This window comes from Pseudomonas sp. LB-090624 (genome assembly GCF_003205205.1).
GTDB lineage: Bacteria > Pseudomonadota > Gammaproteobacteria > Pseudomonadales > Pseudomonadaceae > Aquipseudomonas.
On the sequence record NZ_QJRL01000004.1, the window covers coordinates 160,136 to 179,747 of the forward strand.

Below are 19,612 nucleotides of genomic sequence, written 5' to 3' on the forward strand. Positions count from 1 at the left end.
GCCGCCATTAACATTGTGAATCTTATTTGTGCCCTTCCTGCAATTCGGCCGGTTGTGCATACACTGTCCGGGTAACCCTGCGCACAAGGATCCGTCATGCCCCACGACGCCTTCTGGCTGCCCGCCAGTGAGCACTGCAGCCTGTATGTACACCAATGGCTGCCGGCCAAGCCGGTAAAGGCCGTGGTGTTGCTGGCCCACGGCATGGCCGAGCATGCCGGGCGCTACCAGCGGCTGGGCGACGCGTTGAGCGAGGCCGGCTTTGCCCTGTTCGCGGCCGACCAGCGTGGCCACGGGCGCACGGCCGAGCAGGGCAGCCTCGGCCTGTTTGCCCGCCATCATGGCTGGAATGCCGTGGTCGACGACCTCGGCCGGCTGGCCCAGCACATCGGTCAGCAGTACCCGTGCACACCGCTGTTCCTGTTCGGCCACAGCATGGGCAGCTACATCGCCCAGGCCTACTTGCTGCACCACAGCGCCAGCTTGCAGGGGGCGATTCTCAGCGGCTCCAACTTCCAGCCGGCAACGCTTTATCGGGCGGCCCGGCTGATTGCCCGGCTGGAGACCTGGCGCCAGGGTTCGCTGGGTAAAAGCGCACTGATCGAGTGGCTGTCGTTTGGTTCGTTCAACAAGCCCTTCACCCCTACCCGCACCGCATTCGACTGGCTCAGCCGCGACCCGGTCGAGGTCGACCTGTACGTCAACGACCCGCTGTGCGGCTTTCGCTGCAGCAACCAGCTTTGGCTCGACCTGCTGCAAGGCTTGGCGCAAATCAGCAAGCCGGGTAACCTCGCGCAAATCGATCCGAACCTGCCGATGCTGGTGATTGGAGGAGAATGTGATCCGGTCAGTGCCGGCAAGCGTCTCACCCACCTGGCTGACGCGCTGCGCGCGACCGGCAATCGACATGTCCAGCTGCGCGTCTACCCTGAAGCGCGGCATGAAGTACTCAACGAAACCAACCGTGACGAGGTCACCGCCGATATTCTCGGCTGGCTTGAACAGGCGCTGGCCCTTGGCCGCCCCGTGCGCAGTGAATGATCGCTGCCCTCGCCCAACGCTTAAGGAAGCACCGATGTCCCAGGTCACCAACACGCCTTACGAAGCCCTCGAAGTTGGCCAGACGGCCGAGTACAAGAAGTCCGTTGAAGAACGTGACATCCAGCTGTTCGCCGCGATGTCCGGTGACCACAACCCGGTTCATCTGGATGCCGAGTTCGCCGCCAAGAGCATGTTCCGCGAGCGTATTGCCCATGGCATGTTCAGCGGCGCGCTGATCAGTGCGGCAGTGGCCTGCACCCTGCCCGGCCCTGGCACCATCTACCTGGGCCAGCAGATGAGCTTCCAAAAGCCGGTTAAAATCGGCGACACCTTGACCGTGCGCCTGGAAATTCTCGAGAAGCTGCCCAAGTTCAAGGTGCGTATTGCCACCAATGTGTACAACCAGAACGATGAGCTGGTGGTGCAGGGCGAGGCCGAGATCCTTGCCCCGCGCAAGCAGCAGACCGTCGAGCTGGTGTCGCCACCGAATTTCGTGGCTAGCTGAAGATTGATGTAGACCGCACCGGCTTCTTCGCGGGTAAACCCGCGAAGATTCCAGCGCAGCCAACATCACTCGATGACTTTCAGCCGCTGCTCGATATGCCGCCGCTCCGGCGCCTGCCGGGTCAGCGCCAGCGCCTGCAGCCAGGCCGCACGCGCCTCCCCCACCTGCCCCAGCTGGTAATGCAGCTCGGCCCGCGCCGCATGCGCCAGGTGATAGTCCAGCAGTTCACCGCGCGCCAGAATCCCTTCGACTTCGCGCAGGCCAACCTCCGGCCCATCCCGCTTCGCAAGTGCCACCGCCCGGTTCAGCTCCACCACCGCTGACGGCCAATGCCGGTGCAACACGTCATACAGGCCGACGATTTCCGCCCAGTCCGTTTCACCTGCGGTGGCCGCTTCAGCATGCACCGCGGCAATAGCCGCCTGCACCGTGTAGGCACCAAAGGCCCGGCTCTGCAGGGCCTGGCGCACCAACTCGCAGCCTTCGGCAATGCGCTCCCGGTTCCACAGACTCCGGTCCTGCTGCTCCAGCAGCACCAGGTTGCCATCGGCATCGGTGCGTGCCTGCTGCCGGGAGGCGTGCAGCAGCATCAGGGCCAGCAAGCCGACCGCTTCAGGGTCAGGCATCAACTGCACCAACAACCGCGCAAGGCGGATGGCTTCATCGCTCAGGTCCTGCTGCAAAAGAGCCTCACCCGAAGACGCTGAATACCCCTCGTTGAACACCAGGTAGATAACCCGCAACACACTTTCCAGGCGCTCGGGAAGTTCGCTCAGCTCCGGCACCTGGTAAGGGATGCCGGCATCGCGGATCTTGGCCTTGGCACGGACGATGCGCTGGGCGATGGTGGCCGGGCTTTGCAGGAAGGCGTGGGCGATCTGCTCGGTGGTCAGGTCGCAGACTTCGCGCAGGGTCAACGGCACCTGGGCATCAGCCGACAGGGCCGGGTGGCAACAGGTAAAAATCAGCCGCAAACGGTCATCCGCCAGCAATTCTTCTTCGCTGGGGTCCTGTGCCTGGCTGTCGAGCAGCATGCTCAGGTCGGCCTGGGAGCGGTCGAAGCGGGCGCGCCGACGCAGCGCATCGATGGCCTTGAAACGCCCGGTGGACACCAGCCAAGCCCGCGGGTTGGCAGGGATCCCGTCACGTTGCCAGCGCTCGACAGCGATGAAGAAAGCATCGTGCATGGCCTCCTCGGCCAGGTCGAAGTCCCCCAGCAGGCGGATCAGCGTCGCCAGGATGCGCCGCGACTCCAGCCGGTACACTGCCTCGAGCTCGGCGCGTACCTGCACCAGTGCCGCCATCAGTCGGGCATCCGCTGGGTCACCACCTCCACCAGGCGGTCCAGGCTTTCTCCCCAGCCCTGGTAGAAGCCCATTTCCTCATGGGTCCGGCAATCAGCGGCACTCCAGTGCCAGGCGCGGGCGGTATAGCGGGTTTTGTCCAGCTCCTCGTCAAAGCTGATCACGGCAGTCATGAACGCCTTGTTCGAGGGGACCCAGCCAGGGCCGAAGGCATCGGTGAATACCAGACGGCGCGGCGCGGCAATTTCCAGAAAAACGCCCTGGTTCGGGTACTCACTGCCATCCGGTGCCCGCATCAGAGTGCGGAACAGGCCACCGGCCCACAACTGCATCTCGCACTCAGGGGTGGTCATGCCGTGCGGCCCCCACCACTGCATCAGCCACCGGGGTTCGGTCCAGGCGCGGAACACCTTGGCCGGTGGCGCGTCGATCAGGCGGCTGATAGACAACTCGTGTTGCGCTTGCGCAGGGGGTGCAAGGCTCATGCTGGTAGTTCTCCGTGGCAGTCAAAGTTGCAGTTCGCGCACTGGTCGCACTTCGACACTGCCCACTCTGGCGGCGGGGATGCCCTTGGCGATGTTCAGCGCTTCATTAAGGTCGCGGGCCTCCACCAGGTAAAAACCGGCCAGCTGCTCTTTGGTTTCAGCGAAAGGGCCGTCGGTCAGACTCATGTGCCCGTTGCGTACTCGCACGGTGGTGGCTGTCTGCACTGGCTTCAACGCCTCGGCTGCGAGCATTCGCCCGGAGCCATGAATGGCCTCGGCGTAGGCCATGCACTCGGCGTCTTCCGGGCTGTCGGGCAGGCTATGCAACAGCCCCTCGTCACAATAGACCAGGCACAGGTATTTCATGGTCGCCTCCAGGGCATTGGCAAAGTGCGTTTGGCGATAACGGCTCAGGGCTTGAGATCGAACAGGGCTTTTTGCGTTTGCATGTCGAAGGGGGCTGACCAATGCTCATGGACAACCTGCCATTGACCCGCCTGGCGACGATAACCCACGGTGGCGCGCATGAAGCCGCACTGGCTCTCGTCGTCAGCCGGCCCGCAGCGGTTAAGCCAGTGGGCCAGGGCCAAATCACCGGAGGCATGCACGGTCAGTTCGGCAAGTTCGAAGACCATGGCACCGGGGCACATGCCCATGCACATTTGCCAGTGCGCGGTGTAGGCGGCCTTACCCTTGAACTGCAGGGCCTGGATGGCATCGAAGGCGACGATATCGTCAGCGTAGGGGGCGGTGATGTTGGGGATGTCGCGATCGCGCACGGCTTGCATCCAGCGCTCGATCAATTGGCGGATCTCGGTTTCGGCTGCGGTGCTCATCGGGGGTTCCTCCGACAGGACAGGGTGTTTTGGCACACTGCGCGCGTGCCTTCACTCATGGTCGAATGGAGGAAGGTGGAATCGACAGAGGTGGAGATTATTTTATGCTGAGAGCATGCATCAGGGCCTAGCTGGTGAATGTTCTCAGGGGTTGGGCGTCTGGGAGATCGAGCGCCGCGCGGGCGGTGCTCGATCCCACAGGCGGTGAAGAGGCTGCGGCGACCACCTGGATCGCCTGACCTGCCGTCAGCCCTGCTGGCAACCCTCACCCATGGCACGATACTGGATGGTATGCACCTGGCCCTGGTGGTCTTCATAGGTCATGGTCGCAGGTACCACTTCGCAGACATTGGGGATGGTCGACAGGTTGATCACCCGCTTGATGTCCAGGTTCATCGAATAGTCGTACTGCTGGGCCACAGGCTGGCTGGAGACAGGTTGGGCCTCATCGGCGAGGGCGAACGAGGACATACCGACCAATGCAAGAATCAGTAATGGTTTCATGTGGTTTTGCCTTTTGAGCGTTCAAGCTGATCGATTGACTTCTATTGCCGTATCCGGCGCGGAGAAGTTGCCATCTACGGTGAAGATGGCACGAAGTACCGATCCCGCTTCGTACTGCCAGGGGGGATGAATAAAAGTCTACTCCCGGCCAACAATAGTTGAACCCCGAACTCGGATATTCACCCTTGCCGGATTTGCAACAATCTGCGACAAAGTGGCCGCAAATCTTCAGGCCAGAGCCTCTGGCCAGCTTTCAGGGTAGGGCGCGTCATTTCTGAAAATTTATCGTGTTCAAAGCTTTCGGACCCCGAACGCCGGCTGCTGGACCATTTTTACCGCCAGCACGGCTCACGCATGCGTGCGGCCAGCGACGCCGACCTGTGGGTAACCAGGGGGCCGGGTATCATCGCCGGGCTGAGCCTGAGCAAAGTGGGCGAGGGTTTCTGGCTGACCGGGCTGTTCGTGGCGCCACAGCGGCGCAGCCAAGGTGTGGCCGGGCGCCTGGTCGAGGCGGCGCTGGCACAGACTGACGGGCCGACCTGGCTGTTCTGCCACCCGGACCTGGCGCCCTTCTATCAACGCCTGGGTTTCGACCTGGCCCAGCAGTTGCCAGACAGCCTGGCTAACCGCCTGCAACGCTACCAGCGCAGCAAACGGCTGGTGGCGTTGCAGCGGGGTCAGTCGTCGCTGGCTTCGAGCCCGGGGAACAGCACCTCGGTGTAGCCGAACTTGGCAAAGTCCTGGATACGCGACGGGTACAGACGCCCGATCAGGTGGTCGCATTCATGCTGCACCACCCGCGCATGGAAACCATCGGCAAAGCGGCTGATCGGGTTGCCTTGAGGGTCGATACCTTCGTAACAGATATGCTTGAAGCGCGGGACCACGCCACGCAAGCCGGGCACCGACAGGCAGCCTTCCCAGCCGTCCTCGATCTCGCTTGAAGTCGGCGTGATGACCGGGTTCAGCAGGATGGTCTGCGGCACTGCTTCGGCATCCGGGTAACGCTCGCTGCGTTCAAAGCCGAAGATCACCAGTTGCAGGTCGATGCCGACCTGCGGCGCAGCCAGGCCCACGCCGCCGACATGGCGCATGGTTTCGAACATGTCGTCGATCAGTTGCTGCAGTTCGGCACTGCCGAGCATGTGCTCGGGCACCGGTGGAGCGATGCGCAACAGGCGTTCATCGCCCATCTTGAGGATGTCACGGATCATCTGGGGTTCGGCTCGGAAGGTTGGTGCTGGCTCGGTTGCGGGTGCTCATGACCCAGCACGGTGATGGTTTCCGGGGCCTTGTGCCCTTCGAAATCTTTCTCACCAGGGTTCTTGCCCTCGCTCGACATGTGCTCGATCACCGCGTTCATTTCGGCGCCAAGCAGCAGCACGGCGGCCGAAATATAGAAATACAGCAACAGCACGATGATTGCACCAATGCTGCCGTACATGGCGTTGTAGTCAGCGAAGGTTTTCACGTAGTAGGCAAAGCCCAGCGAGGCGACGATCCATACCACCACCGCCAGCACCGAGCCCGGGGTGATAAAGCGAAACTTCTGCTTTACGTCAGGCATCACGTAGTAGATCAACGCCACCGCCACCATCAACAGGATGACGATCACAGGCCAGCGCAGGATGGTCCACAAGGTGACGATGAACTCCTGCATGCCCACCTGCGACGCGATCCACTCCATCACCTGAGGGCCTAGCACCATCAGCGCAGCAGCCGCCAGCAGCATGCCGGCCAGGCCCACGGTGTAGAAAATGGACAGGGGAATGCGCTTCCAGACCGGCCGGCCTTCAGGCACGTCGTAGGCGGCGTTCATGGCGCTCATCATCAGCCGCACGCCGGCCGACGCGGTCCACAACGCAATCACGATACCCACCGACAACAACCCACCCTTGGACTGCTGCAATTGGTCGATCACCGGGTTCACCTGCTCGAGCGCTTGCGGCGGCAACACCAGTTCCGATTGCAGGCGCAACCAGGAGAAGAAGTCGGGGAGGTGCAGGAAACCGATCAGGGCAATCAGGAACAGCAGGAACGGGAACAGCGAAAACAGCGCCTGGTAAGCCAGCGCCGAGGCGTAGGTGGACATCTCATCGTCGAGGAATTCCTTGACGGTGCGCACCAGCACGCGGTGCAAGGGCAAGCCCTGCAGGGCGGAAAAAATCATAGCGTCTCCTTTCGCCGCTTGATCGATTCAACAGACAAGTCTAATAGACCGTGTCGATGCCGTGCTGCTCCCTGCCGTGCTTGAAGAATTTACTGACGATAAAGCCGGCCTCTTCGCGGGTGAAACCACAGGCACGCTGGGGGCCCTGTTAAAGCGAGTCTACCCGCGAAAAGGCCGGCACAGGCCTTCTCACATCAAGGCTTCTTCACCGCATCCTTGATGTCACCCTTGACCTGCTGCGCCTCGCCTTTGAGCTCCTGCGCCTTGCCCTCGGCGCGCAGCTTGTCATTGTCGGTCACTTTGCCAACACCCTGTTTCACGTTGCCGATCGCTTCGTTGGCCAGACCTTTCGCTTTGTCTTTAGTACCGCTCATGGCAAAACTCCTGCAAATGGAGACACGTGAACCGTGTCGACAGAGGGTGGACCCAACACCCTCTCCAAGAGTTTCAACGGATTTTCCAGCCACGAGCCGAGCGGTAAAGCTGCGGGCGAATACCGCACCAAATCGCCCTGGTAGCGCTACGCAGCCTGCGCAGCTGCCCTAGAATGCCCCGCAAAGGTCCGCCCCAAGCAGGCTGGCACACCACAAGAACAATGTTTCCGGATACCCGCACCCATGCGTTTGATGCCTGCGCTGGTGGCATTGCTGCCACTGCTCCCCCTGCCCGCCCTGGCCGCTGCACCGGCCAGCCCCGAAACCCTGCGTGTCGAGCGTTACGCCGACGACGGCCAGCCCGGATCGCTACGCTGGGCCATCGAAACCAGCAACCAGAACCCCGGCCACTACCGCATCGACATCGCTGCGGTCGGCAAGCCGCCCTATGTCATCCGCCCCAGCCGCGCGCTGCCGGAAATCAAGGGCCCGGTAAGCATCACCGGCCTGCCCTGGGCCCACGACGGCCAATACATCGCCATCGACGGTTCGGCGTACATCAAGGACCAGGGCGTGCGCACCTGCCCCGGCGCCCTGCCCGGCCAGTTCGGCACCAACGTGCGCACCACCACCAACCCCGGGCTGGTGCTGCGAGACACCCAGGGCGTGCACCTGAGCGGCCTGGAGGTACGCAACTTCTGCATCGGCATCCTGGTCAACCGCGCCAGTGGCAACGTGATCGAAGACAACCGCATCGTCGCCAATAAAGGCGGCGCTGGCATCATGCTGACCGGTGACGATGGCGCCGGTGACCCCACCGCTACCACCACGAACAACAACAAGGTGCTGCGCAACCAGCTGATCGACAATGGCGACGGCCTGGAGCTGACCCGTGGCGCGGCATTCAACCTGGTGGCCGACAACCTGTTCCGCTCTACTGCCGCCAACCCCGAGCCCTCCCAAGGCATCGAGATTCTGCTGGGCAACGACAACAGCGTGGTGCACAACCGCTTCGAGAACTACTCTGACGGCCTGCAGATCAACTGGGGCAAACGCAACTACCTGGCCGCCAACACCTTCAGCGGCAACTCGATCGGCGTCAGCGTTACCGGCGAGGGCAATATCCTCGACGCCAACCTGATCCACGGCAACCGCATTGGCGTGGCCCTGCGCCCCGAGCCGGCAGTAACCGCCACGCGCCTGAGCGGCAACCGCATCTGGGGCAACAGCCAGGACATCCGCCGTTGCGAGGCGGGCGGTTCTTGCGTGCCTGGCCAGCGCACAGGCGCGATCGTGTTTGGCGTGCCGGCCCAGGCGCATGCGTTGTACGTGGGTTCACGCGGGGTCGGGGCTGACCTGCCAAAGCAGGACCAGGCGATCATCTGCGACGCCCAAGGCGAGCCCAAGCCATGCCTGCCGCTGCCTAACCACAACCAGCAGGCGCCTCGGCTGGTGACACTTCAGGGCAATGTGCTGCGCGGAGAAGTGCAAGGGCCGGCGTCGAGCCTGTTGCGGGTGGAGTTTTTTGGTAACGCCGAGGCAGAAGGCACCGAGGCGGAGCAGTACCTTGGGGAGGTGCTAGTGAACAGCGACGACCAAGGGCTGGCGCGGTTTGCCCAGGTGCTGGAGAACGTGGACGGGTTGCGCAGCTTCACTGCGACTGTCACTACCGCTGATGGGGCCACTTCCGAGTTGAGCTTGCCGGTTCGGCGATAAGGCTACCGGCCTCTTTGCGGGCAAGCCTGCGAAGAGGCCGGAACAGGTAAAGCAGATGGCAAACCTTGCCCCACTAACCGCCACCCCTCACAATGCAGGCCTTCATAGCGTCAACCCGCAGGAACCTGCATGAAACTCGACAAACCCGCCGCCATCGCCCGGCGCAACGAAGCACTGGCCCGCCCGGTGCTGAACAGCAGCAACACCTTGTTCGCCATCCTCGATCACAAACGCCACCTGTGGTGGTTCGAAGTGCCGGTGGCGCTGCTGGGCAAGGGCCAGGCTGACTGGGTCAACCTGCTGCTGCACACCCCGGAAAGCGATGAGCTACAGCACCTGAAGGTGCCTACCAATTTCCTCAAGGCGCACCTGGAGCGGATGGAAGTGCGCAAGCCCGGCAAGCGTCGCTCCACCATCAGCCTGGCCCTCAGCGCCGACCGCGACTCGCTGTTGCGCGACACCCGTCCGGGTGGTGAGCAGCTGGACTTCAGCACCTTCGTGCAGGCCTGATCAAGCCTTTTCGATGCGATCGTCATGGATGACGATCAGGCCCTGCTTGAACAACCCGCCAATCGCCTTCTTGAAGTTGCCCTTGCTGACGTTGAACAGCTTGCTGATCAACGCCGGGTCGCTCTTGTCACACACGCCCAGCACCCCGCCTTCAGCTTCCAGACGCGCCATGATCTGCTCTTGCAGGCTGTCGGCCAGCGCCGCACCCACCGGTTGCAGGCTGAGGGCGATCTTGCCGTCGTGGCGCAGCTCCTTGATGAAGCCTTTCTCGTGCATGCCCGAACGCAGGAACTTGAACACCTCGTTCTTGTGGATCAGACCCCAGTGGCGGTTGTTGATGATGGCCTTGAAGCCCATCGGGGTTTCGCCTGCCACCAGCAGCTCGACCGGCTGGCCCACCTTGTAGTCGGCCGGGGCGACGTCGAGGTAGCGGTCCAGACGCGAGGTGGCGGTGATACGGCGGGTGCGCTTGTCGAGGTAAACGTGCACCACACAATAGTCGCCGATCTTCAGTGGCCGCGCTTCTTCCGAATACGGCATCAGCAGGTCCTTGGACAGGCCCCAGTCGAGGAAGATGCCGGCACCGTTGATGTCCTTGACCTTGAGGCTGGCAAACTCACCGACCTGCACCTTGGGCTTTTCGGTGGTGGCGATCAGCTGGTCTTCGCTGTCCAGGTAGATGAACACGTTCAGCCAGTCATCCACTTCGGTCTCGGCGTTTTTCGGGATGTAGCGCCCTGGCAGCAGGATCTCGCCATCGGGGCCGCCGTCCAGGTACAGACCGAAGTCCACGTGTTTCACGATTTGCAAACTGTTGTAACGCCCAAGCAGAGCCATTTCCAATGATCCTCAAGTCAAGGCGGCTATTCTACACCTGAAGCCAGCGCGCTGCCCGACCGCCGATGCAGTGGAACCGTCAGCCTCCACTTGCGTCTACCATCGGGCAGCCTCAGCAAGGAACAGCACATGCCCCTTCGCCTGTCCAAAGCCCTGCTTGTCACCATCGGTCTTGCCCTGGCCCTCGCCGCCTGCAGCCGCATGGACCTGGCCTACCGCAACCTCGACCGCCTGGTGCCGTGGTCGCTGGGCGACTACCTGGACATGAACCGCGAACAGAAGGCCCTGCTCGACGACCGCCTGAAGGAGCACCTGGCCTGGCATTGCAAGACTCAGCTGCCCGGTTACCTCGACTGGCTGGACCGGGTACGCGACATGGTCGCGGATGATCAGGTTACCGACCAGGCCCTGCAGCAGCGCACCCGTGAAGCCCGCCAGGCGATTGGCCGGGTCGCCGAAGCAATCACCCCATCGGCCACCGAACTGCTGCGCGGCATGAGCGACGCCCAGGTGGCGGAGATGCGCGAGGCGTTCCGCGAGGACATCGATGAGCGGCAGAAAAAGTATGTGGACACCCCGCTGCCAAAACAGATCGCCCGGCGTAGCGAGCGCATGGAGAAACGCCTGACTCCATGGTTTGGCGAGTTGACGCCAGCCCAGAAGCAGCGGGTCCAGGCCTGGTCCACGGCGCTGGGCGACCAGAACCGGGAATGGATCGCCAACCGCGCTCACTGGCAGCAGCAGTTGCTGCTGGCGATGAACCAGCGCAACGACGCCAGCTTCGAGCCGCGCCTGGCAACCTTGTTGCAGCGCAAGGAAAGCCTGTGGACGCCGGAGTACCGGGCGGCTTACCAAAATACCGAGCAGCAGGCGCGCAGCCTGCTGGTGGACCTGGTGCAGCAGAGCACCCCGCAGCAGCGGCGATTCCTGCAAGAGCGCCTGGATAAGGTGCGTTCCAATTTCAGTGAGCTGAAGTGTTTGAAAGGCCAATAGTGCAAAGCAGGCCTGGCCTCTTCGCGGGTCAACCCCACAGTGACCGGTGCTCTAAGCGTGACAGCGCAGCCCAAGGGGCTGGGCAATCTCCCACAGCTGATGCACAGGCTCAGTCACCGTGCAGTCCCTGATCAAGCAGATTCACCGTCCCTTGCGCCGATAGGGGAACACATCGATCACTTTCCCCTCGCGTATTGCCGCCTGCAGCCCCTTCCAGTAGTCGGCGTCATACAACTCCCCGTGCAACCGGCTGAACAACCGCCGCTGGCCGATATCGGCAAACAGGAATGGCGGAAACTCCTCGGGGAACACGTCATGCGGCCCGATCGAATACCACGGCTCGCCCGACATTTCGTCCTCCGGGTAACGCGGCGGTGGAATGTGGCGGAAGTTCACTTCGGTCAGGAAACTGATCTCGTCATAGTCATAGAACACCACTCGGCCATGACGGGTAACGCCAAAATTCTTCAGCAGCATGTCACCGGGGAAGATGTTTGCCGCCGCCAGCTGCTTGATGGCCAGGCCGTAATCCTCCAGAGCCTCCAGCACCTGGCCCTCGCTCGCCTGCTCCAGGTACAGGTTAAGCGGGGTCATGCGCCGCTCGGTCCAGCAATGGCGGATCAGCACCGTGTCGCCCTCCACCTCCACCGTCGACGGCGCCACCTCCAGCAACTCGGCCAGGCACTCCGGCTCGAATTTGCTGCGCGGAAAGCGAAAATCGGCAAACTCCTGGGTATCCGCCATCCGCCCCACCCGGTCGACGCTTTTCACCAGCCGGTACTTGTCGATCACCGTGGCACGGTCAACCGTCTTCGACGGCGCAAAGCGGTCCTTGATGATCTTGAACACGGTATTGAAGCCCGGCAACGTGAACACGCTCATGACCATGCCACGCACCCCGGGCGCCATGACGAAGCGGTCGTCACTGCTGGCCAGGTGATTGATCAGGGCGCGGTAGAACTCCGACTTGCCCTGCTTGTAAAAACCGATCGAGGTATACAGCTCGGCAATGTGCTTGCCCGGCAGAATGCGCTTGAGGAAGTTGACGAATTCCGCCGGCACCGGCACATCTGCCATGAAGTACGAGCGGGTAAACGAGAAAATGATCGACACTTCCGCCTCGTCGGTAATCAACGCATCGGCCTCGATGCCGTGGCCCTCGCGGTGCAACAAAGGAATTACCAAAGGCCACTGCTCGTCGCTGTTGTACAGGCGACCGACCAGGTAAGCGCCCTTGTTGCGGTACAGCACCGGCACGAACAGCTCCACGGCCAGGGCCGGGTCCTTGCACACCCAGTCGGGCAGGCATTCGCGCAGCTGCGCTTCCAGGCGAGCCAGGTCGCCTTCCAGGTCACCGTAAGGTACGTCGAACGGGTAATCAGCGAAGATAGCTCGCAACATGCCCTGCAGGCCGCCGGCAAGCGTGTAGGTGCGGGTTTGCGCAGCACGCTCACGGCCGCGCATGGACGGTCGGGTGGTGTGGATGAACATGCAGCCGTCACTGATCAGGTCGTGGCTGAACAGGCTGCAGAACAGCGAGTTGTACCAGGTCTCGGCCAACTCGTCGTCCAGCCGCGGGTCGATCAGGTGGATGTAGGCATTTTTCACCAGCGGCCACTGTTCCACGTCCAGTAGTACTGCTGCGGCAAAGGCATGACGCAGCCAGCCGTTGACCTCAGCGACCTTTTCTTCATACAGATTGATGCGCGCGGCGGCGGCCTGCTGGATAGCCTGCCACTGCGCCTGCTCGAAGCGCTGACGAGCCCCGAGGGTGATGCGCTGGAAATGGTCGCGGTAGTCGTCGAAGCCGGCGAGGATGGTCCGGGCGATTTCGACAGCGGGCCAGGGTTGGGGCATGGGGGGCGCCTCGGTGCAAGGTGAGATAGAGAGCTTAGCCTCCCCCAGTGGATATGCCGGCGATTGCGCCCCAGCAGGTTTACCGCGCAAGAAAGCACAAGAATCCCCCCGCCCCCTGGCGTACACTCGCGCCCCTGCCCTGCCTCCGGAGACCGTTGTGAGCCCCATCGCCCTAGCCCGCCTGCTGACCTTGGCCGCCGTCTGGGGGGCGAGTTTCCTGTTCATGCGCATCATCGCCCCGGAACTGGGCACCATCCCCACCGCGTTCTTCCGCGTTGCCATTGCCTGCCTGGGCCTGATCGTGATCCTCGCCGCCACCCGGGTGCGCTGGCACTTCGACGGCAAGCTCGGCGCCTGCCTGGTGCTGGGCATGATCAACTCAGGGATCCCGGCGACCTTCTATTCGGTGGCCGCACAAGTGCTGCCCGCCGGCTATTCAGCCATTTTCAACGCCACCACCCCGCTGATGGGCGTACTGATCGGCGCCCTGTTCTTCCGTGAGGCCATGACCCTGCCCAAGCTCGGCGGCATCTTCCTCGGTTTGTTCGGCGTCGGCATCCTCAGCGGCGCCGGCCCGGTGGCGCTGGACATGGCCCTGGTGCAAGGCGCCCTCGCCTGCCTTGCGGCCACGACCTGTTACGGGTTTGCCGGCTTCCTCGCGCGGCGCTGGATCAGCGGCCTGGACAGCCGCCTGTCGGCGTTGGGGAGCATGCTCGGTGCTACCTTGATGATGAGCCCGCTGTTCACCTGGAGCGCCCTGACCCAGCCACCGGCGAGCTGGGGCGGCTGGCAGGTATGGCTGTCACTGCTGGGCCTGGGCCTGCTGTGCACTGCCTTCGCCTACATTCTGTACTTCCGCCTGCTGGCCGAGATCGGCCCCGTCAAGGCGAGTACCGTTACCTTCCTGATTCCCGCTTTCGGCGTGCTCTGGGGCGCCTGGCTGCTGGACGAGCCTCTGTCGATGGCGCACCTGTATGGCGGCCTGCTGATCGGTCTGGCGCTGTGGATGGTGCTGAAGCCCGCGCGCAGCTGATCGACCCAGCAATGACTGGTATTACCGGAGCAACATCGACATCGGCTATTACTTCTGAATCGCTGGGGGCGCTTTGCGCCCCTTTCGCAACGCAAGGCCGCTTCTGCAACAGCCCTGCGTATGCCGAACAGTGCGGGTTCAAGAATATCGCAGACAGGGCGACAAAACGGCTTTAGGATAAGCCCCCATTCAACTCACCTGTCACCTCATGCCCTCCGACTACAAGATCGTGCTCTGGCGCCTTGAGCAGGACGCCCACGGCTACCCGCCGGCCTCGGTCGAAGGCCTGTGGGCAAAACGCACCGCAACGGGCTTCCAGGTCGATAGCCTGCCCTTTTACACCTACGGTATCGCTCCCGGCGACATCATCGACACCACCGAGGACGGTGAGCAATCCTGGTTCGCTGCCCTGCAACAGAGCGGTGGCGCTTCGGTGTTTCGCGTTCGGGTGAAGACCGCCGCCGAACTGGAACAGGTACGCACGGCCATCGAAGAGTTCGGCTGCCCGTGCCAGGCCGAACCGGCCGTGAGAATGCTGGCCGTCGAAGTCCCGCCAGCGCGCGCCCTCGACACCCTGCTCTACTACCTGCTGACCCAGCGCGAAGCCGGCACCCTGGACTTCGAGGAAGGCGTGTTGCGCCACACCATCCCCGAAGAATTCCGCTAGGCGTTACGCCTCGGCCAGCCGCGCCGCCGGCTTGCGGAACACGAACAGCAGACCGACCACGATCAGCCCCATGCCCAGCAGGCTCAGCGGCGCCAGTCGGTTGCCGAAGATCAGCAAGTCCATCACCGCAGTCACCGCCGGCACCAGGTAGAACAGGCTAGTGACGTTGACCAGATTGCCCTTGGCGATCAACCGATACAGCAACAGGGTCGCCAGCAGCGACACCACCAACCCCATCCACAACAGCGCGCCGACGAAGCCGCCGGTCCATTCCACGTGCAGCGGTTGCAGCGGCGCGAACACCGCGCACAGGGCAAAGCCGGCGATGTACTGCAATGGCAGCGTGCCCATTGGGTTGTCGGTAATGCGCTTCTGCAGGATCGAGCCAAAGGTCATGCTGGCCAGCGCCAACAGTGCGAACAGCATGCCGAGCAGCGATACCCCACCCAGGTTGATGCCTTGGTAGACCACCATCACCAGTCCGCCAAGCCCCAGGCCCAAGCCGAACAACCGGCTCCAGGAGCGCTGGCGCTCCATCAGTACCACGGTAAGGATCGGTTGCACGCCCATCACCGTGGCCATTACGCCGGGGGTGACATGGGTGTTGAGCGCTAACAGATAGAAGATCTGGTAAGCGCCCAGCAGCACGCAGCCGGTTCCCAGGGCGCGCAGGATGGCCCCGCGACTGCGCGGCCAGCGCAACCCCAGTAACGGCCCGATCAGCAGCAGGCCAGTCAGGGCCAGGGCCGAGCGCAACAACAGGAATGCGAACGGGCTGGCATGCGCCACGCCCAGCTTGGAGACGATCGCGCCGCTGCTCCACAGCAGTACGAACAGGCTCGTAGTGGCCGCCGAGGCCACGGATGCTTTGTTGAAAACAGACATGTATTGCCACCTGGTATAAGGCGAAGAAGCCAGACGGCCAGCGTGCGCTTCAGCGGAGGAAGGCGCCGACCGTGTTCAGTAGGTTGCGTGTGCGAAAGGCTGCAGCAAGAAGCCGCTCAGCCCAGCACGACCACGCAAAGCGGCGGAGCTACGCCGCCTACAACCCCACTGACAGGTGGTGGGTAGTGACTGATCATGACCGGCTGCTGGCTGCCACGCACGACCATGCCCGCGACTGGCGCGAGGGCAAAGCGTGTGGTGGAAGGGTTGGCTGGCATGATCGGGTCGGTCTTCGAAGAAGGTAGGTGTTCTGGAATATAGCGGTGAATCAAGGGTTGGGCAACAGCCTGATCCGGCCCCTTCGCGGGCAAGCCCGCCGCCACAGGGACCGCGCATGGTGCAAAGTTTGCGCGGTCCGGGTGGGAGCGGGTCTACCCGCGAAGCGCCCAGGCCTGCCTTAGAACAACCAGCGGTAAAGCAGGTAAGCCACCACCACCGCCAGCACGGGCCGCAGTACGCGGTAGGCCTTGGGGTTGGCGCGCTTGAACTGCTTCACGTGGGTGCTGATCTTGTTGCTGAAGCGCTTGCTCCAGGCATACGCCTGGTTGATCCCGCCCACACGCTCGTCATCGGTGTTCTGCGGCGCGGTCGCGCGGCCCAGGAAGGCGCTGACCTTGCGGTTGATACGGGTCATCAGCGGGCTGCTCAGCGGGCGTTCGATGTCGCAGAACAGGATCACCCGGGTAACATCGGTCTCGTTCTTGACCCAGTGCACGTAGGTTTCGTCGAACATCACGTCTTCGCCGTCACGCCAGGCGTACTGCTCACCATCGACGTAGATGCGGCAGGCGTCGGAGTTCGGGGTGGACAGCCCCAGGTGGTAGCGCAGCGAACCGGCAAAGGGGTCGCGGTGCGGGTTCAGATGGCTGCCGCCGGGCAGCAGGGCGAACATCGCACCCTTGACGTTGGGGATACTGCTGACCAGTTCGACAGTACGCGGGCATAGGGTTTCGGCCGAAGGCAGGGGCTTGTCGTACCATTTCAGGTAAAAGCGCTTCCAGCCCTTTTTGAAGAACGAACCGAAACCGGCGTCGTTGTCTTTTTCGGCAGCGCGAATGTAGCCCTCGTCGAACAGACGCATGGCCTCCTCGCGGATTTCCTGCCAATTGTCCTTCAGCACATCCAGCTCGGGGAAACGCTGCCGGTCCAGGTAAGGCTTGGACGGCACGCCGGAGAACAGGTACATCAAGGCGTTATACGGGGCAAACAGCGCCGAATGGTTGACGAACTGGCGCAACACCGGCAGGCGAGCCTTGCCGCGCAGGTGCACGAACAGCACACTGCCGAAAAACACCAGCAAGACACCCGCCTTGGCTGCAAAGGAAAAGGTCATGCTTTCACTCCTTGGAGAAGAGCCAGGGCTGCGCGGCCTGCTCTCCGGAAAATCATCCTGCCATCATAAACCGATCCCGCCGAGGTAAAAACAGCCCGGGCGGGATCGCATTCATGAAGATTTTGCAATAAACCTGGCCGCCGAACATTGCGCGGCGTCAGCGGCAAGGCCGATTACTGCTGGTTTTCCTGCTCGCTGAACAGGTCGCTGAACAACATGCTGGACAGGTAGCGCTCGCCGGAATCCGGCAGGATTACGACGATGGTCTTACCCTGCATTTCCGGTTTTTCCGCCAGGCGAACGGCCGCAGCCATTGCTGCGCCACAGGAAATGCCGCAGAGGATGCCCTCTTCCTGCATCAGGCGGATGGCCATGGCCTTGGATTCTTCGTCGGTTACCGTTACCACCTGGTCGACGATCGACAGATCGAGGTTTTGCGGCACGAAGCCAGCACCGATGCCCTGGATCTTGTGCGGGCTGGGCTTGAGCTCTTCACCGGCAAGGGTCTGGGTAATCAGTGGCGAGGCTACCGGCTCCACCGCCACCGAAGTGATCGCCTTGCCTTGGGTATGCTTGATATAGCGCGATACGCCGGTGATGGTGCCACCGGTACCCACGCCTGCCACCAGCACGTCGACCGCGCCGTCGGTGTCGTTCCAGATTTCCGGGCCAGTGGTCTTTTCGTGGATGGCCGGGTTGGCCGGGTTTTCGAACTGGCCAGGCAGGAAGTACTGGGCCGGGTCGGAGGCGACGATTTCGTTGGCTTTCTCGATGGCGCCCTTCATGCCTTTGGCCGGGTCGGTCAGCACCAGCTCGGCGCCCAACGCCTTCAGCACCTTGCGCCGCTCCAGGCTCATCGAGGCAGGCATGGTGAGCATCAGCTTGTAGCCACGGGCGGCGGCGACGAAGGCCAGGCCGATGCCGGTGTTGCCCGAGGTCGGCTCGACGATGGTCATGCCCGGCTTGAGCTTGCCGCTGCTCTCGGCATCCCAGACCATGTTCGCGCCAATGCGGCATTTGACCGAATAGCCCGGGTTGCGCCCTTCGATCTTGGCCAGGATGGTTACCCCGCGCGGGGCGATACGGTTGATCTGCACCAGCGGCGTATTGCCGATGGAGTGGGCATTGTCTGCAAAGATACGGCTCATGGCAGGGGTCCTTGGCATGAAAACAAGCAGGGAAAGACCTCAAGGGTAAGCCCGGGCCGATGGCCCGTAAAGCCTGTTAGAACTCAGCCGGGCGCATTGCGGTCAACCGCACATCCTGCCTTGGAGACCCCCCGATGAGAGCCCGTTATCGCTGGCCGCTGATCGGCCTGGCCAGCCTGGTCGCGCTGCTGGTGGCGTTGCACCTGGCCCTGCCCTACTTGGTGCGCGACTACCTGAACGACAAACTGGCCGACATGGGCGACTACCGTGGCCAGGTAGCCGATGTGGACCTGGCCTGGTGGCGTGGCGCCTACCAGATCAACGGGCTGAAGATCGTCAAGACCAGCGGCAAGGTGCCGGTGCCGTTGCTGGATGCACCGCTGATCGACCTGTCGGTGAGCTGGCATTCGCTGATCTACGACCAGGCCGTGGTGGCCGAAGTGACCTTCGACCGGCCCGAACTGAACTTCGTCGACGGCGGCAGCAAGCAGGCGTCGCAAACCGGCCAAGGCACCGACTGGCGGCGACAACTGGACAAGCTGCTGCCGATTACCCTGAACGAGGTGCACATCGAAAATGGCACCCTGACCTTTCGCAACTTCAATTCCAGGCCGCCAGTCGATCTCAAGGCCACCCGGCTGGACGCCAGTATCCGCAACCTGACCAATGTCCGCGACCAGAAAGGCCGGCGTGATGCCAGCTTTGCAGGCACCGCGCTGATAGCAGGCGACGCCAAGGTGGAAAGCCGTGCCACGTTCGACCCATTCAGTGACTTCGATGATTTCGAGTTTCGCCTTCGCGCCACCGGTATCGAATTGCGCAAGCTCAACGACTTTGCCAGCGCCTACGGCAAATTCGACTTCAATGCCGGGCATGGCGACGTGGTGATCGAGGCCCAGGCGGAGAATGGCCGGCTGAATGGCTACATCAAGCCGCTGCTGCGCGATGTGGATGTGTTCGACTGGCAGCAGGACGTCGCGGAAAAGGACAAAGGTTTCTTCCGCTCGGTGTGGGAAGCACTGGTGGGGGCCACCGAGACGGTGTTGAAGAACCAGCCGAAAAACCAGTTTGCAACCCGGGTAGAGCTCAGTGGCAGCGTGCACAAGCAAAACATCAGCGCGTTCGAGGCGTTCTTGCAGATCCTGCGCAACGGGTTTATCCAGGCGTTCAATGCGCGCTATGAACAACCGGCGCCAAAGTCTGACTGAATGGACGTGACGGGCCATTCAGGGACTGAATACCCGGTCTGCGTTTGCAGCTGCCCATGCTCGCGTTATAGTCGTTGGCAAATCACCATCAAGCGTTGCCTGTTCTGGCTGGCCGGCGGTAAGGCCAAGGCAGGCAACCCGCAGAG

Annotated in this window: 23 protein-coding genes; 9 read left to right on the forward strand and 14 right to left on the reverse strand. The window is 62.6% G+C overall.

Translation table 11 applies throughout. From position 1 onward, the window contains the following. The first annotated feature begins 96 nt into the window (after nucleotides 1-96). On the forward strand, nucleotides 97-1,041 hold the full coding sequence (locus DMX11_RS06385; RefSeq protein ID WP_110743720.1) for an alpha/beta hydrolase: 945 nt from the start codon (nucleotides 97-99) through the stop codon (nucleotides 1,039-1,041). Between the two features lie 34 nt (nucleotides 1,042-1,075). Then, nucleotides 1,076-1,546: a MaoC family dehydratase gene (locus tag DMX11_RS06390; RefSeq protein ID WP_016488563.1), complete on the forward strand. Its 471-nt coding sequence runs from the start codon at nucleotides 1,076-1,078 to the stop codon at nucleotides 1,544-1,546. A gap of 65 nt (nucleotides 1,547-1,611) precedes the next feature. On the opposite strand, the gene DMX11_RS06395 is transcribed toward DMX11_RS06390, so the two are convergent. The 5 genes from DMX11_RS06395 to DMX11_RS06415 all read right to left on the reverse strand — a co-directional run bounded on the left by DMX11_RS06395 (nucleotide 1,612) and on the right by DMX11_RS06415 (nucleotide 4,675). Continuing rightward, entirely contained in the window at nucleotides 1,612-2,850 is a 1,239-nt protein-coding gene (locus DMX11_RS06395) for an RNA polymerase sigma factor (RefSeq protein WP_110743721.1), read from the reverse strand. Continuing rightward, entirely contained in the window at nucleotides 2,850-3,335 is a 486-nt protein-coding gene (locus tag DMX11_RS06400) for an SRPBCC family protein (protein ID WP_110743722.1), read from the reverse strand. The genes DMX11_RS06395 and DMX11_RS06400 overlap by 1 nt, the downstream gene beginning before the upstream one ends. Nucleotides 3,336-3,356: 21 nt before the next feature. Next, nucleotides 3,357-3,701 (reverse strand): YciI family protein, encoded by a 345-nt coding sequence (locus DMX11_RS06405; protein WP_110743723.1) that lies wholly within the window; start codon nucleotides 3,699-3,701, stop codon nucleotides 3,357-3,359. Between the two features lie 44 nt (nucleotides 3,702-3,745). After that, nucleotides 3,746-4,171: a nuclear transport factor 2 family protein gene (locus DMX11_RS06410; RefSeq protein ID WP_110743724.1), complete on the reverse strand. Its 426-nt coding sequence runs from the start codon at nucleotides 4,169-4,171 to the stop codon at nucleotides 3,746-3,748. A 246-nt stretch (nucleotides 4,172-4,417) separates the two neighbouring features. Beyond that, a complete protein-coding gene (locus tag DMX11_RS06415; protein WP_110743725.1) occupies nucleotides 4,418-4,675 on the reverse strand; it encodes a DUF2790 domain-containing protein in 258 nt (85 codons plus the stop codon). Nucleotides 4,676-5,029: 354 nt separating this feature from the next. Between DMX11_RS06415 and DMX11_RS06420 the strand changes: the two genes are divergently transcribed. Further along, nucleotides 5,030-5,398, forward strand: coding sequence for a GNAT family N-acetyltransferase (locus DMX11_RS06420; protein WP_110743726.1), 369 nt, complete (start codon nucleotides 5,030-5,032; stop codon nucleotides 5,396-5,398). Here DMX11_RS06420 and def read toward each other — a convergent pair. From def to DMX11_RS06435, 3 genes are all read right to left on the reverse strand, one after another. Continuing rightward, a complete protein-coding gene (gene def / locus DMX11_RS06425; RefSeq protein ID WP_110743727.1) occupies nucleotides 5,353-5,889 on the reverse strand; it encodes a peptide deformylase in 537 nt (178 codons plus the stop codon). The two genes, DMX11_RS06420 and def, sit on opposite strands and share 46 nt — an antisense overlap. Then, nucleotides 5,886-6,845, reverse strand: coding sequence for a YihY/virulence factor BrkB family protein (locus DMX11_RS06430; protein WP_110743728.1), 960 nt, complete (start codon nucleotides 6,843-6,845; stop codon nucleotides 5,886-5,888). Before DMX11_RS06430 ends, def begins: the two co-directional genes overlap by 4 nt. 194 nt (nucleotides 6,846-7,039) lie before the next feature. Continuing rightward, entirely contained in the window at nucleotides 7,040-7,219 is a 180-nt protein-coding gene (locus DMX11_RS06435; RefSeq protein WP_110743729.1) for a CsbD family protein, read from the reverse strand. 243 nt (nucleotides 7,220-7,462) lie between these two features. Here DMX11_RS06435 and DMX11_RS06440 point away from each other — a divergent pair, with 243 nt between their 5' ends. Together DMX11_RS06440 and DMX11_RS06445 are read left to right on the forward strand one after the other, a co-directional pair. Further along, nucleotides 7,463-8,935, forward strand: a complete 1,473-nt coding sequence (locus tag DMX11_RS06440; RefSeq protein WP_110743730.1) for a nitrous oxide reductase family maturation protein NosD — start codon at nucleotides 7,463-7,465, stop codon at nucleotides 8,933-8,935. Nucleotides 8,936-9,064: 129 nt separating this feature from the next. Further along, nucleotides 9,065-9,445, forward strand: a complete 381-nt coding sequence (locus DMX11_RS06445; protein WP_110743731.1) for a hypothetical protein — start codon at nucleotides 9,065-9,067, stop codon at nucleotides 9,443-9,445. Here DMX11_RS06445 and DMX11_RS06450 read toward each other — a convergent pair whose 3' ends face one another. Further along, nucleotides 9,446-10,282, reverse strand: a complete 837-nt coding sequence (locus DMX11_RS06450; RefSeq protein WP_110743732.1) for a S1 RNA-binding domain-containing protein — start codon at nucleotides 10,280-10,282, stop codon at nucleotides 9,446-9,448. Nucleotides 10,283-10,411: 129 nt separating this feature from the next. Between DMX11_RS06450 and DMX11_RS06455 the strand changes: the two genes are divergently transcribed. Further along, on the forward strand, nucleotides 10,412-11,275 hold the full coding sequence (locus DMX11_RS06455; RefSeq protein ID WP_110743733.1) for a DUF6279 family lipoprotein: 864 nt from the start codon (nucleotides 10,412-10,414) through the stop codon (nucleotides 11,273-11,275). Nucleotides 11,276-11,416: 141 nt separating this feature from the next. Here the strand turns inward: DMX11_RS06455 and aceK are convergent, their stop codons facing one another. Continuing rightward, the gene (gene aceK, locus DMX11_RS06460) at nucleotides 11,417-13,132 is read right to left on the reverse strand and encodes a bifunctional isocitrate dehydrogenase kinase/phosphatase (RefSeq protein WP_110743734.1); all 1,716 of its coding nucleotides are present in this window, start codon (nucleotides 13,130-13,132) and stop codon (nucleotides 11,417-11,419) included. A gap of 157 nt (nucleotides 13,133-13,289) precedes the next feature. Between aceK and DMX11_RS06465 the strand changes: the two genes are divergently transcribed. Together DMX11_RS06465 and DMX11_RS06470 are read left to right on the forward strand one after the other, a co-directional pair. Further along, on the forward strand, nucleotides 13,290-14,165 hold the full coding sequence (locus tag DMX11_RS06465) for a DMT family transporter (RefSeq protein WP_110743735.1): 876 nt from the start codon (nucleotides 13,290-13,292) through the stop codon (nucleotides 14,163-14,165). 208 nt (nucleotides 14,166-14,373) lie between these two features. Beyond that, nucleotides 14,374-14,832 carry a DUF4265 domain-containing protein gene (locus tag DMX11_RS06470; RefSeq protein ID WP_110743736.1) on the forward strand — a complete coding sequence of 153 codons (459 nt, stop codon included), beginning with the start codon at nucleotides 14,374-14,376 and terminating at the stop codon, nucleotides 14,830-14,832. A 3-nt stretch (nucleotides 14,833-14,835) separates the two neighbouring features. Here the strand turns inward: DMX11_RS06470 and DMX11_RS06475 are convergent, their stop codons facing one another. From DMX11_RS06475 to cysK, 4 genes are all read right to left on the reverse strand, one after another. Next, complete coding sequence (locus DMX11_RS06475) at nucleotides 14,836-15,717, reverse strand: DMT family transporter (protein ID WP_110743737.1); 882 nt, start codon at nucleotides 15,715-15,717, stop codon at nucleotides 14,836-14,838. A 116-nt stretch (nucleotides 15,718-15,833) separates the two neighbouring features. Further along, nucleotides 15,834-15,995, reverse strand: coding sequence for a hypothetical protein (locus tag DMX11_RS25950; RefSeq protein ID WP_158286156.1), 162 nt, complete (start codon nucleotides 15,993-15,995; stop codon nucleotides 15,834-15,836). Between the two features lie 179 nt (nucleotides 15,996-16,174). Beyond that, nucleotides 16,175-17,110 (reverse strand): aspartyl/asparaginyl beta-hydroxylase domain-containing protein, encoded by a 936-nt coding sequence (locus DMX11_RS06480; RefSeq protein WP_110743738.1) that lies wholly within the window; start codon nucleotides 17,108-17,110, stop codon nucleotides 16,175-16,177. A 173-nt stretch (nucleotides 17,111-17,283) separates the two neighbouring features. After that, nucleotides 17,284-18,258, reverse strand: a complete 975-nt coding sequence (gene cysK, locus DMX11_RS06485) for a cysteine synthase A (RefSeq protein WP_110743739.1) — start codon at nucleotides 18,256-18,258, stop codon at nucleotides 17,284-17,286. Nucleotides 18,259-18,392: 134 nt separating this feature from the next. Here cysK and DMX11_RS06490 point away from each other — a divergent pair, with 134 nt between their 5' ends. After that, nucleotides 18,393-19,466, forward strand: a complete 1,074-nt coding sequence (locus DMX11_RS06490) for a DUF748 domain-containing protein (protein WP_110743740.1) — start codon at nucleotides 18,393-18,395, stop codon at nucleotides 19,464-19,466. Nucleotides 19,467-19,612: the final 146 nt, after the last annotated feature.